This window comes from Nocardia rhizosphaerae (assembly GCF_042650365.1).
In the GTDB taxonomy this organism is placed as follows: Bacteria; Actinomycetota; Actinomycetes; order Mycobacteriales; family Mycobacteriaceae; genus Nocardia; species Nocardia rhizosphaerae.
Genome location: NZ_JBHSBA010000014.1, coordinates 49,962 through 64,249, shown reverse-complemented (window position 1 = coordinate 64,249; position 14,288 = coordinate 49,962). Strand labels below are relative to the sequence as shown.

Genomic DNA, 14,288 nt, shown 5'->3' with positions numbered 1-14,288 from the left:
CGATCACGCCTGCGGCAGCCGCAGCAGCGGGTTGGCCGTGGCGGAATTGCTGATGCTGAAGGTGATGCGGTCGGAGCGGTAGCGGTCCTCCGAGTATTCGGCGGGGGTACCGTCGGCGGTCGTGGTGACCCGGCGCAGCCGGAGCAGTGGGCAGCCCCGGCGGACCCCGAGCAGGCGGGCATCCGCCGAACCCGCTCCGACGGCATCGATCTGGTGCCTGCCGTAGGCGAACACCGTCCCGAACTCGCCGCGCAGGCTCTCGGTCACCGACACACAGTCGGCGGGCAGCCGCTCGATCGCCGCGACCAGGAACGGCGCGTACACGGTCCGTTCCAGCAGCACCGGTTCGTCGTCGAGATAGCGCAGGCGCACCACGTGCAGCACCTCGGCGTCGTCGTCGAGGTGCAGCAGCCGGCGGTCGACGTCGGTGGCCGGTCGCCGACGCTGGGACTGCACCCGGCTGGCGATCTCGTAGCCGTGCCGCTGCGCCCACTGCGCGAAACTGTGCAGCTCGGTGAAGGATTGGTGCCGTTCGCAGCGCAACACCAGCCGCCGCGCGCCCTGCCGCGAGCCGATCAGGCCCTCGGCGGCCAGCAGCTCCACCGCCCTGCGGACGGTACCGCGCGCGGCCTCGAAGGTCGCCATCAGTTGGGCCTCGGACGGCAGCTGGGAACCCACCGGGTACGCACCGCTGACGATGCCGTCGCGAATCGCGGCCGCGATCTGCTCGTACCGCACCGGCATGGCTCTCCTTCGATGTGAGTTGTGCGCAGTTCAATAGCAGCGCCGAATCCGGCCGCCATCATACGGTGTGCGAGAACACCGGATTGAGCCGCGCAGAGTTCAAAAATCCGCCATGCCCAGTTCACCGAAACGTCCCGAACGCCTGTCAGGCTCCGCCCTGCTTGTCTGTACAAGTTGTGTCAGATCGACCCGAACCCCCACCTGGGAGACAGCGTGAACGCAACGCGAATTGCCGGTCTCACCGCCGGCCTCATCATCGCCACGGCGGCCCTCGCCGGCTGTGGCGCGAAGAACGAAGACGAGGCCCGCACCGCCTCCGGTGTCGACGCCGCCGCCGCCACCTCCGTCGCCGACTTCGGCGGCATGGACGGGCTGATCGCGGCCGCGAAGGCGGAGGGCAAGCTCCACGTCATCGCGTTGCCGCCGGACTGGGCCAACTACGCCGAACTGCTGTCGACGTTCCAGGCCAAGTACGGCATCGAGATCGAGAGCGAGAACCCCGACGCCTCGTCCTCGGAGGAGATCGACGCCATCAAGACCCGCAAGGGCCAGGATCGCGCGCCCGACGTGCTCGACATCGGTGTGCAGTACGCCCTCTCCGGCACCGAGGAAGGCCTGTTCGCGCCCTACAAGGTGCAGAATTGGGACGACATCCCGGCGACCATGAAGGACCCCGACGGCAACTGGTTCAACGACTACGGCGGCTACGTCTCCATCGGTTGCGATGCCGCGCGGATCGCGGTGTGCCCCACCTCGTTCGCCGATCTGCTGAAGCCCGAGTACAAGGGCAAGGTCGCGCTCAACGGCAACCCGACCAAGTCGGGTTCGGCGTACTCCGGCGTGTTCGCCGCCGCGCTGGCCAACGGCGGTTCGTTCGACAACATCGCGCCCGGCATGGATTTCTTCGCCAAGCTGAAGGAGGTGGGCAACTACAACCCGGTCGAGTCCACCCCGGCCACCGTCCAGAAGGGCGAGACGCCGATCTCCATCGACTGGGACTACCTCAACGCCGGCTACGCCGAGCAGTTCAAGGACAAGGGCGTCGATTTCAAGGTCGCCATCCCGTCCGACGGCAAGTTCGCCAACTACTACGCGCAGGCGATCAACAAGGACGCGCCGCATCCGGCCGCCGCGCGCCTGTGGCAGGAGTTCCTCTTCAGCGCCGAGGGCCAGAACCTGTGGCTGAAGGGGTACGCACGCCCGGTGCTGCTGCCCGCCATGACCGCCGACGGCACCGTCGACAAGGCGCTGGCCGCCAAGCTCCCGGCAGTGGAGGGTGACCCCAGCTTCCCGACGCCCGCACAGGTCACCGCGGCCAAGGACGCGCTGACCAAGGGCTGGGACAAAGCCGTCTCCTGATGACCGCGGTAGTCCCCCGGCGCCCGACCCCGCTCGCGACCGCTGCGCGGCGCGGGCGGGGTCGGCTCGCCATCGTCCCCCTGTTCGCCTTCCTCGCCTTCGCCTTCGGGCTGCCGCTCGCGGCGATCACCTACGCCGCGTTCCAGGTGAGAGACCCTGCCACCAAAGATGTCTCGTTCGGCACCGGCAACATCTCCGCGTCTCTGCAGGACGCCTACCTGAACGCGCTGCGATCCAGCGTCGAGATCTCGGCGACGGTCGCGGTGCTCGGCGTGATCTGCGGAACCCTGCTCGCCCAGGCCGTTGTCTCCTCCGGCTGGGCTTGGCTACGTGAGCCGGTGCTCACGGCCTCAGGTGTGCTCGCCAACTTCGGCGGTGTGCCACTGGCTTTCGCCTGGGTCGCCACGCTCGGTAACGCAGGCATGCTCACCGACCTGTTCGACCTCACCGAATACGGCTGGAGTCTCTACAGTTTCACCGGATTGACCGCCGCCTACCTGTATTTCGCGATCCCGCTGATGGTGCTGACGATCACCCCGGCGCTGGACGGGCTGCGCCCGCAGTGGCGCGAGGCCGCCCAGAACAACGGCGCCTCCACCTGGCAGTTCTGGCGGCACGTCGGCATCCCGGTGCTCACGCCCTCGCTGCTCGGTGGCGGTGTGCTGCTGTTCGGCGCCTCGTTCGCCGCGCACGCCACCGCCGCGGCCATGCTCGGGACCGGCAGCACTGTCCCGCTGATCACCTTGAAGATCGCCGCCGCGCTCGGCGGAGACGTCCTGGTCGGACAGGAGAACGTGGCCTTCGCGATGAGTCTGGACATGATCGTGGTCGTCGCCGTGGTGATGGCGATCTATCTGCCCCTGCAACGCCGGAGCAGCCGATGGCTCGCCTGACCACGGTAGCCCGGAGGCGGCAGCGAAGCCTCACCACGCAAGCGCTCGAGGTCGGACGACGACGCAGCGCGATCGTCCGTCGGCCGCGGGCAGGCTGGTTCGTCCTGCTCGCCGGCGCTCTGTATTTCGGGGTGCCGATGCTGTCGGCGTTCCTGTTCACGGTGCTCGTACCCGGCGACGGGCCCGAGAGCGGCTGGAACCCCAGTGCCTACGGGCGCATTCTCGATGCCGACGGAATCGGTGCGAGCCTGGCGCTCTCGCTCGGCCTCGCCGCGGCGACGATCGTGCTCGTGGTGGCGCTCACGCTGCCCGCCATGATCGCGATCCGGCTCACCGCGCCACGGCTGCGGCCGGTGCTCGAGGTGCTGTGCACGCTGCCGCTGGTGGTGCCGCCGATCACCTTCGTGGCCGGGATCAAGCGAACGCTCACCTGGCAGGAACCGCTGTCGGCGACCCCGCTGTACAGCACGTTCATCGCGGTGCAGAATCCCACCTTCCCGTTCGTGCTCGTGCTGGCGTACGTGGTGCTCGCGCTGCCGTTCGTGTACCGCGCGCTGGACGCGGGTCTGCGCTCGCTGGATCTGCGCACGCTGGTCGAGGCGGCCCGTAATCTCGGTGCGAGCTGGCCGCAGGTGGTGTTCGGGGTGCTGATGCCGAATCTGCGGTCGGCGCTGGCCGGTGCCTGCTTCCTCACGTTGGCGCTGGTGCTCGGCGAGTACACCGTCGCCGCGCTGCTCAACTATCAGACCTATCCGGTCTGGATCGTCTGGAGTTCCGGGGTGGATCCGCAGCTGTCGGTGGCCGTCTCGCTCTTCAGTTTGGCGCTCACCTGGGTGCTGCTGCTCGCGCTGTCGACCGCGGGCGCACGCCGGAAGGAATCACGATGACAACCACCACCTCCGCTCAGGTCGAATTCTCCGGCCTGCGCCGGGATTTCGGCGGCACCGTCGCCCTCGACGGGCTCGACCTGAAGATCGAGCCCGGTGAGCTCATGGCCCTGCTCGGACCGTCCGGCTGCGGAAAGACGACCGCGCTGCGCTGTGTCGCGGGCTTCGAGCGGCCCGATTCGGGTGCGGTGCTCATCGACGACGTCGATATCACCGCGATCCCGGCCAACCGGCGCGACGCGGGCATGGTGTTCCAGTCCTACAGCCTGTTCCCCAATCTGACCGCGCGCGAGAACGTGGCCTTCGGCCTGCGGATCCGCAAGGTCAAGGCGGCGCAGCGGCGCGCGCGGGCCGCCGAACTGCTCGAGCTGGTCGGGCTGGCCGAGCTCGGTGACCGGTATCCGCATCAGCTCTCGGGTGGGCAACAGCAGCGGGTGGCGCTGGCCAGGGCGCTGGCCTTGCGTCCGCGCGTGCTGCTGCTCGACGAGCCGCTGTCGGCCCTGGACGCCAAGGTCCGCACCACGCTGCGCGAGGAGATCCGGCGCCTGCAGCTCTCGCTCGGCATCACCACCATCTTCGTCACCCACGATCAGGAGGAGGCGCTGTCGATGTCGGACCGGGTGGCGGTGCTGCGCGCGGGGCGCGTGGAACAGTGCGCCACCCCGGCCGAGCTGTACCACTCGCCCGCGACCGCGTTCGTCGCCGAGTTCGTGGGGACGATGAGCCGGATCCCAGGTCAGCTGCACGGCGACGAGGTGGAGGTGCTCGGGCAGCGGCTGCCGGTGCGCGGGTCGGCGCCGGCTGGATCACGGGTGGACGTCCTGGTGCGGCCCGAGGAGATCCTGGTGTCGAACGACGGCACCGCGAAGGTCGTGGCCACCTCGTTCCTCGGCGCGGTGACGCGGGTCGATCTGACCCTGGCCGACGGCACCCCGGTCAAGGCCGATGTGGCCACGCACGAGGCGGCGGAGCTGGTCTCCGGCGCCGGTGCCTCGGTGCGGCTGCGCGAGCGCCCGGTGCTGGTGGCCGCGTGCGCATGAGACCGCACGCGGTGCTGTTCGACATGGACGGCACCCTCGTCGACACCGAATCGCTGTGGTCGGATGTGGTGTCTGCGGTGTCGGCCGAGCTGGGCTACCGGCTCACCGACACCGACATCGCCGCGGTGACCGGGGCGTCCGTCGAGGACACGGCCGGTTTCCTCGCCCCGAGGACCGCCGCGCCGCCCGAGCTACTGAGCCGCCGCCTCGACGACGCCTTCTGCGCCGCCGTCGCCGCCGGAGTCACCGCCCGCCCCGGCGCGATGCGCCTGCTCGATTCGCTGCGGGCCGCAGGCATCCCCCTGGCCCTGGTCACCGCCTCCCCCCGCCGGGTCGTCGACCACGTCCTGCCCCACCTCGGCGCCGACCGCTTCACCACCATCGTCGCCGCCGAGGACGTCACCCGCACCAAACCCCACCCCGACCCTTATCTCACGGCCGCGGCCCGATTGGGTGTACGCGCTGAATCCTGTGTGGCCGTGGAGGATTCACCGACCGGCGTCGCCGCCGCCGAAGCCGCGGGCTGCCCCGTCCTCGTTGTGCCCTCGGTCCTGCCCATCCCCTGCTCCCCCGGCCGCCTGGTCACACCGACCCTCGAGGGCGTAGACCTCGCCGTCCTTTCGAAACTCGCTGCTCGAAAGACAGTATCGAATGCGATACCATCGCAAGGTGACGAAGTCCGCTAAAGCTCTCGCGAAGCTGCGGGAGTCGCCAACGAACGATCTCAGCAACCTGCCGGACCCGACCCACTACGCATACCGCGTTCTGTGGTCTGCGCCCGATGAAGAGTTTGTCGCGCTGTGCGCTGAATTCCCCTCGATGTCGTGGCTCGCGCCGACGCAGGAACAGGCTATCGAGGGCCTGCGAGAAATGGTCGCGGAGACAGTCAAGGACATGGCGGTCAATGGCGAGCAGGTCCCAGCACCGCTGTCCGAGCAGAGCTACAGTGGCCGGTTCCTGGTGCGGACCTCGTCCGAGCTGCATGCCCGCTTGGTCCGCGAGGCCAAGGAACTCAAAGTGTCCCTGAATCAGCTGATCAACCAGCGACTGTCCGCACAGTAGCCGGATTCCGGTCCGCAGGGTGCTCGGCTCGGAAGGCCCGCCGAAAGCTGGTCGGGGCCGTAGGGTCGGGCTGGTGATGCCTGCTGAAGTGAGTGCGTGGAGTGAGCGGGGGCGGCGGGTTGCGTGCCGGGCCGGGTCGGTGTTCGTGCGGTCGGAGCCTGGGGACGGGGTGGCGGTGCTGCTGCTGCACGGGTATCCGTCGAGTTCCTTCGATTTCCGTGGCATCGTGGACCGGCTCGGTGGGCGGGGGTGGATCGCGCCGGACTTTCTCGGGTTCGGCCTGTCGGACAAGCCGCGGCCGCACCGCTACAGCCTGTTCGAGCAGGCCGATCTCGTCGCGGAGGTCGTGGCCGAGGCCGGGGTGGACTCGGTGGTCCTGCTCGCCCACGACATGGGCACCTCCGTCGCCACCGAACTGCTCGCCCGCGACCTGGACGGCACCTTGCCGTTCACGGTGGAGCGGGCGGTACTGAGCAACGGCAGCGTGCTCCTGGATCGCGCCTCGCTACGCCCGATCCAGCGAATCCTGCGCGGCCCCTTCGGTTTCGCCGCGGCCCGATTGGCCAATCGTCCCCTGTTCGCCCGTGAGTTCGCGGCACTGTTCTCGCCGGAGCACCCGATCTCGCGCACGGAACTGGCCGCCCAGTGGGCACTGTTGTCGCACGCCGACGGACACCGCATCGCCCACCTGCTCACCGCCTATCTCGACGAGCGGGTCGTGCACGCGCCACGCTGGCACGGGGCCGTACGCGATTGGCCGAAACCACTCGGCTTCCTCTGGGGCACCGCGGACCCGGTCGCGACCACAGCGGTCCTGCGAGGGCTGCAGGACCTGCGCCCCGCAGCACAGGTCGTCGAACTCCCCGGCCTCGGCCACTATCCCCAACTGGAGGATCCGGCGGCCTACGCGGCGGGCGCCCGAACCCTGCTCGGAATCGACCACTAGGACGCAGGTCAGGCATCTTGCCGGGCAGACGAATTCAGTACCTGTTCCGGTACCGAGTCACGTAGGATTACCCGGTTGCCAATCAGCACCCTTCAGAGATAGCTTGTGGCTATGGGGGATTCGCTGCACCATCCACATGATGGTCTTGTCAAGCACACGCTCGGCAACCCTGCCACCGCTGCCGCGCTGGCACATCCGATCGTCGAAGCCGCTGCACCGCTGCTGGCCAAGCGGATCAAGTGGGACCAGTTCACTCGCGAGTCGGTCACGTTCGTGTCGAGACACTTGGCGCACGTTGAAAGTGATGTGCTGTACCGCAGTTGCACGGACGACGGCCGACCGGTCTATATCTACGTGCTGTACGAGCATCAGTCCAGCCCCGACAAGCTCATGGCGTTCCGGTTGCTGGAGTATGTCGTCTCGATCTGGAAACACCATCGCACCGTCTATCCCGATTCCGGTGATCTACTGCCGTTGGTGATTCCGATCGTCACCTATGCCAGTCCCCGGGGCCGTCCATGGACGGCAGCGACGCAACTCGCCGACCTCATCGATGTCGATGACGAACTGCGGGTGGAGCTGGAAGCATTTCTTCCTCGTTTGGGCTATCTGCTCAACGACCTCACCGTTACTCCGCTCGATGAGTTGCTCGCCCGGCCCGGATCTCCCTCGTCCAGGGTCCTGCAGGTGGTGCTGAAAGTCGCGCCGCGCAATCGCCGATTGCACATCGAGTTGCGTCCGCTGGAGCAGGACCTGCGGCAGGTCGACCACGATGACCTGGTCGCCTTCTTGGCGTACATTATCGAGGTAGGCGACACCGCCGATGAGGACTTCGAGACATTCGCCGCCGAGATCGGCTCCGAGGCGAGGGAGGCATTCATGACAACCGCAAGCCGACTCCAAGCCAAGGGCCGCGCCGAGGGGCGGGTCGAGCTGCTGGTGGAGTTGATGACCAAGAAGTTCGGACCGATACCGGCTCGGGTTGTCGATGCGGTTCGGGGAGCGGGGCGCGATCAGCTCGATGTGTGGGCCGATCGGTTGCTGTCGGCGCAGACACTCGACGATCTCGGCATCGTGTGACGACTGAGCACGGAGTCAGGCGACGACGTTTCGCTGCGGCACCCCGACGTACTCGCTGAGGGGCCGGATCAGCGCGTTGGACTCGCCCTGCTCGATGATGTGCGCGGTCCAGCCGGTGATCCGGCTCATCACGAAGATCGGGGTGAACACCTCGATATCGAATCCGAGCAGGTAGTAGGCGGGCCCGGTCGGGAAGTCCAGATTGGGTTCGATCCCGGTGGCCTCGTTCATGGTCCGCTCGAGGATCTCGTACATCTCGACCCATCGGGCCCCGTCGGTGACGGCCGCGACATCGAGGAAGGCCTGCTTCATGGTCGGCACCCTGGAGTCACCGTTCTTGTAGACCCGGTGGCCGAAGCCCATGACCTTTTGCTTCTGTGCCAGCTTGGTACGCAGCCACTGCTCGGCCAGTGCGGGGTCGCCGATGTCGAGCATGTCGTGCATGACCGCCTCGTTCGCGCCACCGTGCAGCGGGCCCTTGAGGGCGCCGATGGCGGCGGTCACCGCACTGTAGATATCCGACAGCGTGGAGGCGACCACGCGGGCGGCGAAGGTGGAGGCGTTGAAGCTGTGCTCGGCGTAGAGGATCAGCGAGACCTCGAAGGCCTTGACCAGTTCCGGCGCAGGCACCCGCCCGAAGCACATGTTCAGGAAGTTCTCGGCGAAGCCGAGGTGCGAGTGCGGCGCGACCGGTTCGAGCCCGTGCCGCTTGCGGTGATCGGCGGCCACGATGGTGGGCAGCACGGCCATCATGCGAAGTGCCTTGGCGCGGTTGGCCTTCGGCGAGTTGTCGGCCTCGGCCGGGTCCTCGGCGCCGAGCCAGCTGATGGCGGTGCGGACCACATCCATCGGGTGGCAGTTGTCCGGCATCTTCGCGATCAGCGCCAGTAGCGAGCGATCGACGCGCCGGGACACGCGCTCCCGTTGACAGAACTGCGCGTACTGCGCGTCGTTCGGCAGTTCGCCGTACCAGAGCAGGTAGGCGACCTGTTCGAAGGTGCAGTTCGCGGCCAGATCCTGCACCGCGTAGCCGCGGTAGGTCAGCGAGTTGGTCTCGGGCACCACCTTCGAGATCGCGGTGGTGTCGACGACGACCCCAGCCAGACCCTTGTAGATGGTCGGGATGGCGATATCCGCCGCCCGATCACCCCCACGCACCTCGCTCTGCGACACCGTGCTCATCGGTTCCCTCTCAGCGTGAAATTGAAGATGTCGGAGTCGAATTCGTTGTAGCGCTCGTACCGCAGGAGCTCGTAGAGCCGGCTCCGGTGCTGCATGCGGTCGAGCAGATCGGCCTGAGTGCCTGTGTCGAAGATCCGCCGCAGGCCGGTCTCAGCGGCGAACATGGCCAGCCGCAGCGTCGTCACCGGGTAGATGACGGCGTTGTAGCCGATGGCTTCCAGCGTCTGGGCCGAGATCAGTTCGGACTTGCCGAACTCGGTCATATTGGCCAGCAACGGCACCGAGACCGCGGCGCGGAACTTCTCGAACTCGGCCGGGGTGCGCAGCGCCTCGGTGAAGATCAGATCCGCCCCGGCGTCGGCGTACGCCTCGGCCCGGTCGACGGCCGCGTCGATGCCTTCGATACCCGCGGCGTCGGTGCGGGCGCAGATCACGAAGTTCGGGTCGCGGCGCGCGGCCACGGCCGCGCCGAGCCTGCGCAGCATGTCCTCGGTGGGCACCACGGCCTTGCCGTCGAGGTGCCCGCACCGCTTGGGGTTGACCTGATCCTCCAGGTGCAGCCCGGCGACGCCCGCGTCCTCCATGACGGTGACGGTGCGGGCGGCGCTCATCGGCTCGCCGAAACCGGTGTCGGCATCGATGAGCACCGGCAGATCGGTGACCCTCGCGATCTGCTGACCGCGTCCGGCCGCCTCGGTCAGTGTGGTCAGGCCGATATCGGGCAGGCCGAGATCGGCCGAGAGCACCGCACCCGACACGTAGACGCCTTCGAAGCCGATCTCCTGAATCAGCTTGGCCACCAACGGATTGAACGCACCGGGGAACCGCTGGATCGAGCCCGAGGTGAGTCCGGCCTTGAAGGCGGCGCGCTTGTCTGCCGCGGAGGTGGCGGCAGCGAGCAATCCGGTCATCAGAACAGGCCCTCCGGGGACTTGGGCGCGCGGGCGAGCACCTCCGCCGAGACGGTGAAACCGAGCTCCGACAGCTCGGCGGCGGAGAGCTCGCCCGCGCGCTGGACCACCTCGAGGAAGCGGTCCTGCTCAGCGGGTTCGACGACACCCTCGGCGAGGGTGCGGAACTTCGCGATGTACTGCTCGCGGGTGAACGGGCGCGCCCCGAGCGGGTGCGCGTCGGCGACGGCGAGCTCGTCGACGATGACCTCACCGCTGCGCAGCGTCACCTCGGCGCGGGCGCCGAACGCCTTCTCGTTCGGGTCGGTCGAGTGGTAGCGGCGGGTCCACTCCGGGTCCTCGGCGGTGGTGATCTTGTTCCACAGCTCGATCGTGTCGCGACGCTGGGCCCGCTCCGGCGCGTAGGAGCGCTCGTGATGCCAGGTGCCGTCCTGCAGCGCCACCGCGAAGATGTACATGATCGAGTGGTCCAGGGTTTCCCTGGACGCCTTGGGGTCGAACTTCTGCGGATCGTTCGATCCGGTGCCGATGACATAGTGGGTGTGGTGGCTGGTGCGCAGCACGACGGTGGCGATCTGGTCGAGGTCCCCGATCCGCTCACGCAGCCGGAACGCCAGGTCGATCGGGGCCTGGCTCTGGTACTCGGCCGAATGTTGCTTGGTGTAGGTGTCGAGGATGCCGCGCTTGGGCTCGCCAGGACCGGGCAGCGGCACCGAGTACTCGGCGTTCGGGCCGCCGAGCAGCCAGGCGATGACACCGTCCTCGCCCTCCCAGATCGGCGCGGGGGCGCCCTCGCCGCGCATCGCCCGATCGACCGCCTCGACCGCCATCTTCCCCGCGAAGGCGGGCGCGTAGGCCTTCCAGCTGGAGATCTCGCCCTTGCGCGACTGCCGGGTGCCGGTGGTGGTGTGCAGCGCCTGCCCGACCGCCTGGTAGATCGTCTCGGTGTCGAGGCCGAGCAGGGTGCCGATACCGGCCGCGGCCGACGGGCCGAGGTGGGCGACGTGATCGATCTTGTGCTCGTGCAGGCAGATCGCCCTGACCAGGTCGACCTGGATCTCGTACCCGGTGGCCAGCCCGCGGATCAGCTCGGCGCCGGTGCGGCCGGTGTGCTGGGCCACGGCCAGGATCGACGGGATGTTGTCACCGGGATGCGAGTACTCGGCGGCGAGGAAGGTGTCGTGGAAGTCGAGCTCGCGCACGGCGACCCCGTTGGCCCACGCGGCCCATTCCGGGGAGAATCGGCCGGGCACACCGAACACCGTGGCGCCGGGACCGTACGGGTGGGCCAGCGCCTGCGCGCGGGCGTTGGCGACCGGGCGGCGGGTGATCGAGGCCGCGGCGACGGCGGCGTTGTCGATGATCCGGTTGACGATCATCTCCTCGGTGTCGGCCTGCACCGCCACCGGGTCGGCGGCTACCTCGGCGATCCGCCAGGCCAGGTGCTCCTCGCGGGGGAAGTCCTCAGCGGAACGGTAGGTGCGGACGAGATGATGCTGCACAGCGCTGGCCTCCAGAACGTCGAAATATTCACCGGACATTTCGCACGTTACACACGCGACTACTCAGGCAGAACGCCTCGCAAATGCCTAATTTTGTGGAAGCCACCCGGCGAAATTGTGGAAGTTGCGAAAATCCGGGATGCTAGATTCGGCGCATGCAGAAGATGTTCGCGGGCGCCCGGTTGCGCACCCTGCGCGAGCAACGTGGACTGTCCCAGACCGCCATGGCGAAACTGCTCGAGCTATCGGTGAGTTATGTCAATCAGCTGGAGAACGACCAGCGCCCACTGACCGTGCCGGTGCTGCTCAAACTCAACGCCACCTTCGACCTGGAGATGGGCTTCTTCGCCGCCGACACCGACGCCAGGCTCCTCGCCGATCTGCACGACATCTTCGCCGAGGACCCCGACGCCGCCGCGATCACCAATGCCGAACTCGACGACCTCACCGCCCGGGTGCCCGCCGCGGCGCGCCTGCTGGTGAGCCTGCACCGTCGCCTGCGCAGCAGCACCCAGCAGATCGAGCAGTTCTCCGCGGGGATCGAGACGCCGGCGGGCGGCGCGCTCACCCCGTACGAGGACGTCCGGGACTTCTTCTACGACCGGCGCAACCACATCCCCGAACTCGATACCGCGGCCGAGGCCATGTTCACCGAGAACCGGCTCGGAATCGGCGGGCTCGACCTGCAGTTGTCGCGGCTGCTGCGGGAGCGCTACGGCATCAGCGTCACGATTCACTCGGACGATCCGGCCGATCCCGGACCCAAACGGGTGTACAACGCCGAAACCCGGCATCTGGTGCTGGCGCGCAGGCTCTCCGCCGGGCAGCGCGCATTTCAGCTCGCCACCCAACTGGCGTTCCTCGCGCAGCACCGCGCGATCGACACCATCAGCGCGGCGGCCGACCTGCCCGCCGAATCACGCGACCTGCTGCGGATCGGCTTGGCGAACTACTTCGCCGGCGCGCTGATCCTGCCGTACGGGCGGTTCCTGGATGCCGCGGAACGGTTCCGTTACGACATCGAACTGCTGTCCTCCACGTTCGAGGTGGGGTTCGAAACCGTCTGTCACCGGTTGTCGACGCTGCAGCGTCCGGGGCGGCGCGGGGTGCCGTTCTTCTTCGTCCGCACCGACCGCGCGGGCAACATCTCGAAGCGGCAGTCCGCCACGGCTTTCCACTTCTCCCGGGTGGGTGGCAGTTGCCCACTGTGGGTGGTACACGACGCGTTCGCCACACCGGGCCGGATCAGGACCCAGATCGCGGCGATGCCCGACGGCCGCAAGTACTTGTGGCTGGCGCGGACCACCGACGAGAGCACGCCCGGATTCCTCTCGCCCACCCGCGATTTCGCGATCGGGCTCGGCTGCGACATCGCGCACGCCGAACGGTTGGTGTATTCGACCGGGCTGCCCTTGCACGACGCGTCGGCCGCGGTGCCGATCGGGTCGGGGTGCAAGGTGTGTGAGCGGCCCCAGTGCGCCCAACGCGCGTTCCCGCAGTTGGGCCGTGGCATCCGCGTCGACGACAATCGCTCGGCCACCACTCCCTACGCCCACGACGACTACCTGCCACGCGAACGCTGACCCGCTGTGGTTCGCCGGCACGGCGACTCCTGTTGTCCCCGTGCCGGATCCACGCGGTAGCGTTTCAACGTGTCCGCTCCGAGCTGCGGCTATGCGCTGAGTGGTGCGGCGGTCACCCCGTAACCGAGGTTGGTCAACACCTCACTGGTCGCCTTCGCGAAATTCAGCGTGATGAAATGCAGACACGGCGCACCCTCATCGATCAACCGCTGCGCCATCTCGGTCGCGATCTGAATACCCTCGGCACGCACCGCCGCCTTGTCCTCCACCGGGCCACTGCCCGCCGCACGCCGCAACCGTTCCAGCACCACCGGCGACAACGGCCGACCACACAACTCCTCGGCCCGCTCCACCGTCCGCAACGACGTGATCGGCATCAACTCCGGAATGATCGGCTTGGCACCCTCCACCGGATCCAACGCCACCACCCGATCCCGCAACCGCAGATAATGCTCCACGTCGAAGAACATCTGCGTAATCGAATACTCCGCGCCCGCACGCAACTTCGCCGCCAGGAACCGGGTATCGTGATCCAGATCCGGCGAACGATGATGACCCTGCGGGAACGACGCCACCCCCACATGGAAATCACCCAGATCACGCACGATCCGCACCAGTTCCTCGGCGAACTCCACACCCTCGGGATGCCTGGTCCACTCCCCCAGCGGATCACCCGGTGGATCACCACGCAACACGAGAAGGTTCCGGATGCCCGCGTCGGCGTAGGAACCGACGAGCGCGCGCAACTCGTCGATACTGTGGCCGACGGCAGTGAGGTGGGCGACCGGCAGCAGCGTGGTCTCGGTGGCCAGCTCACCGGTGATCCGCACGGTGCGGTCCTTGGTGGAACCACCGGCACCGTATGTCATCGACACGAACGCCGGATGCATCCGCTCGAACTCGCGCACCGCACGCCACAGCCTGGCCTCACCCGCCCCGTCACGCGGCGGATTGAACTCCACCGAGAACGGGACGCGACCGCTCGCGGCCGCATGGATGGGCAGGCTCCGCGCCACCGAATGCCCGGTGCCGCGGGCGGTTTCACCGCAGTACTGCCGTCCCGAACCGATCTTCGTCATAGCTGTTCTCCTAGCCCCGT

General features: G+C 67.9%; 14 protein-coding genes. 9 read left to right on the top strand and 5 right to left on the bottom strand.

The window, feature by feature from the left end; genetic code table 11:
- Positions 1-3 precede the first annotated feature (3 nt).
- Positions 4-744: a GntR family transcriptional regulator gene (locus ACFOW8_RS20480; RefSeq protein ID WP_378552619.1), complete on the bottom strand. Its 741-nt coding sequence runs from the start codon at positions 742-744 to the stop codon at positions 4-6.
- A 213-nt stretch (positions 745-957) separates the two neighbouring features.
- Here ACFOW8_RS20480 and ACFOW8_RS20475 point away from each other — a divergent pair, with 213 nt between their 5' ends.
- From ACFOW8_RS20475 to ACFOW8_RS20440, 8 genes are all read left to right on the top strand, one after another.
- On the top strand, positions 958-2,103 hold the full coding sequence (locus ACFOW8_RS20475; RefSeq protein WP_378552618.1) for an ABC transporter substrate-binding protein: 1,146 nt from the start codon (positions 958-960) through the stop codon (positions 2,101-2,103).
- The gene (locus tag ACFOW8_RS20470) at positions 2,103-2,996 is read left to right on the top strand and encodes an ABC transporter permease (RefSeq protein WP_378552616.1); all 894 of its coding nucleotides are present in this window, start codon (positions 2,103-2,105) and stop codon (positions 2,994-2,996) included. The genes ACFOW8_RS20475 and ACFOW8_RS20470 overlap by 1 nt, the downstream gene beginning before the upstream one ends.
- The gene (locus ACFOW8_RS20465; protein WP_378552614.1) at positions 2,984-3,883 is read left to right on the top strand and encodes an ABC transporter permease; all 900 of its coding nucleotides are present in this window, start codon (positions 2,984-2,986) and stop codon (positions 3,881-3,883) included. The genes ACFOW8_RS20470 and ACFOW8_RS20465 overlap by 13 nt, the downstream gene beginning before the upstream one ends.
- Positions 3,880-4,923 (top strand): ABC transporter ATP-binding protein, encoded by a 1,044-nt coding sequence (locus ACFOW8_RS20460; RefSeq protein WP_378552612.1) that lies wholly within the window; start codon positions 3,880-3,882, stop codon positions 4,921-4,923. The genes ACFOW8_RS20465 and ACFOW8_RS20460 overlap by 4 nt, the downstream gene beginning before the upstream one ends.
- A complete protein-coding gene (locus tag ACFOW8_RS20455) occupies positions 4,920-5,609 on the top strand; it encodes an HAD family hydrolase (protein WP_378553170.1) in 690 nt (229 codons plus the stop codon). The genes ACFOW8_RS20460 and ACFOW8_RS20455 overlap by 4 nt, the downstream gene beginning before the upstream one ends.
- Positions 5,593-5,985 (top strand): type II toxin-antitoxin system HicB family antitoxin, encoded by a 393-nt coding sequence (locus ACFOW8_RS20450; protein WP_378552611.1) that lies wholly within the window; start codon positions 5,593-5,595, stop codon positions 5,983-5,985. Before ACFOW8_RS20455 ends, ACFOW8_RS20450 begins: the two co-directional genes overlap by 17 nt.
- A gap of 76 nt (positions 5,986-6,061) precedes the next feature.
- Positions 6,062-6,931 carry an alpha/beta fold hydrolase gene (locus tag ACFOW8_RS20445; RefSeq protein ID WP_378553167.1) on the top strand — a complete coding sequence of 290 codons (870 nt, stop codon included), beginning with the start codon at positions 6,062-6,064 and terminating at the stop codon, positions 6,929-6,931.
- Between the two features lie 111 nt (positions 6,932-7,042).
- Positions 7,043-8,011: an Rpn family recombination-promoting nuclease/putative transposase gene (locus tag ACFOW8_RS20440; protein ID WP_378552608.1), complete on the top strand. Its 969-nt coding sequence runs from the start codon at positions 7,043-7,045 to the stop codon at positions 8,009-8,011.
- Between the two features lie 15 nt (positions 8,012-8,026).
- On the opposite strand, the gene ACFOW8_RS20435 is transcribed toward ACFOW8_RS20440, so the two are convergent.
- The 3 genes from ACFOW8_RS20435 to prpD are packed head-to-tail and all read right to left on the bottom strand — an operon-like array spanning position 8,027 to position 11,606.
- Positions 8,027-9,193 carry a bifunctional 2-methylcitrate synthase/citrate synthase gene (locus tag ACFOW8_RS20435; RefSeq protein WP_378552606.1) on the bottom strand — a complete coding sequence of 389 codons (1,167 nt, stop codon included), beginning with the start codon at positions 9,191-9,193 and terminating at the stop codon, positions 8,027-8,029.
- Positions 9,190-10,104 (bottom strand): methylisocitrate lyase, encoded by a 915-nt coding sequence (prpB, locus tag ACFOW8_RS20430; protein WP_378552604.1) that lies wholly within the window; start codon positions 10,102-10,104, stop codon positions 9,190-9,192. Before prpB ends, ACFOW8_RS20435 begins: the two co-directional genes overlap by 4 nt.
- On the bottom strand, positions 10,104-11,606 hold the full coding sequence (gene prpD, locus ACFOW8_RS20425; protein WP_378553165.1) for a 2-methylcitrate dehydratase PrpD: 1,503 nt from the start codon (positions 11,604-11,606) through the stop codon (positions 10,104-10,106). Before prpD ends, prpB begins: the two co-directional genes overlap by 1 nt.
- Positions 11,607-11,761: 155 nt before the next feature.
- Between prpD and ACFOW8_RS20420 the strand changes: the two genes are divergently transcribed.
- Positions 11,762-13,189, top strand: a complete 1,428-nt coding sequence (locus ACFOW8_RS20420; RefSeq protein ID WP_378552602.1) for a short-chain fatty acyl-CoA regulator family protein — start codon at positions 11,762-11,764, stop codon at positions 13,187-13,189.
- A gap of 89 nt (positions 13,190-13,278) precedes the next feature.
- On the opposite strand, the gene ACFOW8_RS20415 is transcribed toward ACFOW8_RS20420, so the two are convergent.
- Positions 13,279-14,268, bottom strand: coding sequence for a methylenetetrahydrofolate reductase (locus tag ACFOW8_RS20415; RefSeq protein WP_378552601.1), 990 nt, complete (start codon positions 14,266-14,268; stop codon positions 13,279-13,281).
- Between the last annotated feature and the right edge of the window lie 20 nt (positions 14,269-14,288).

Coding starts and splice junctions, on each gene's coding strand:
- ACFOW8_RS20455 (WP_378553170.1), top strand. CDS start 4,920: ATGAGACCGCACGCGGTGCTGTTCGACATGGACGGCACCCTCGTCGAC.
- ACFOW8_RS20470 (WP_378552616.1), top strand. CDS start 2,103: ATGACCGCGGTAGTCCCCCGGCGCCCGACCCCGCTCGCGACCGCTGCG.
- ACFOW8_RS20435 (WP_378552606.1), bottom strand. CDS start 9,193: ATGAGCACGGTGTCGCAGAGCGAGGTGCGTGGGGGTGATCGGGCGGCG.
- ACFOW8_RS20465 (WP_378552614.1), top strand. CDS start 2,984: ATGGCTCGCCTGACCACGGTAGCCCGGAGGCGGCAGCGAAGCCTCACC.
- ACFOW8_RS20480 (WP_378552619.1), bottom strand. CDS start 744: ATGCCGGTGCGGTACGAGCAGATCGCGGCCGCGATTCGCGACGGCATC.
- ACFOW8_RS20420 (WP_378552602.1), top strand. CDS start 11,762: ATGCAGAAGATGTTCGCGGGCGCCCGGTTGCGCACCCTGCGCGAGCAA.
- ACFOW8_RS20440 (WP_378552608.1), top strand. CDS start 7,043: ATGGGGGATTCGCTGCACCATCCACATGATGGTCTTGTCAAGCACACG.
- ACFOW8_RS20415 (WP_378552601.1), bottom strand. CDS start 14,268: ATGACGAAGATCGGTTCGGGACGGCAGTACTGCGGTGAAACCGCCCGC.
- ACFOW8_RS20445 (WP_378553167.1), top strand. CDS start 6,062: ATGCCTGCTGAAGTGAGTGCGTGGAGTGAGCGGGGGCGGCGGGTTGCG.
- prpB (WP_378552604.1), bottom strand. CDS start 10,104: ATGACCGGATTGCTCGCTGCCGCCACCTCCGCGGCAGACAAGCGCGCC.
- ACFOW8_RS20460 (WP_378552612.1), top strand. CDS start 3,880: ATGACAACCACCACCTCCGCTCAGGTCGAATTCTCCGGCCTGCGCCGG.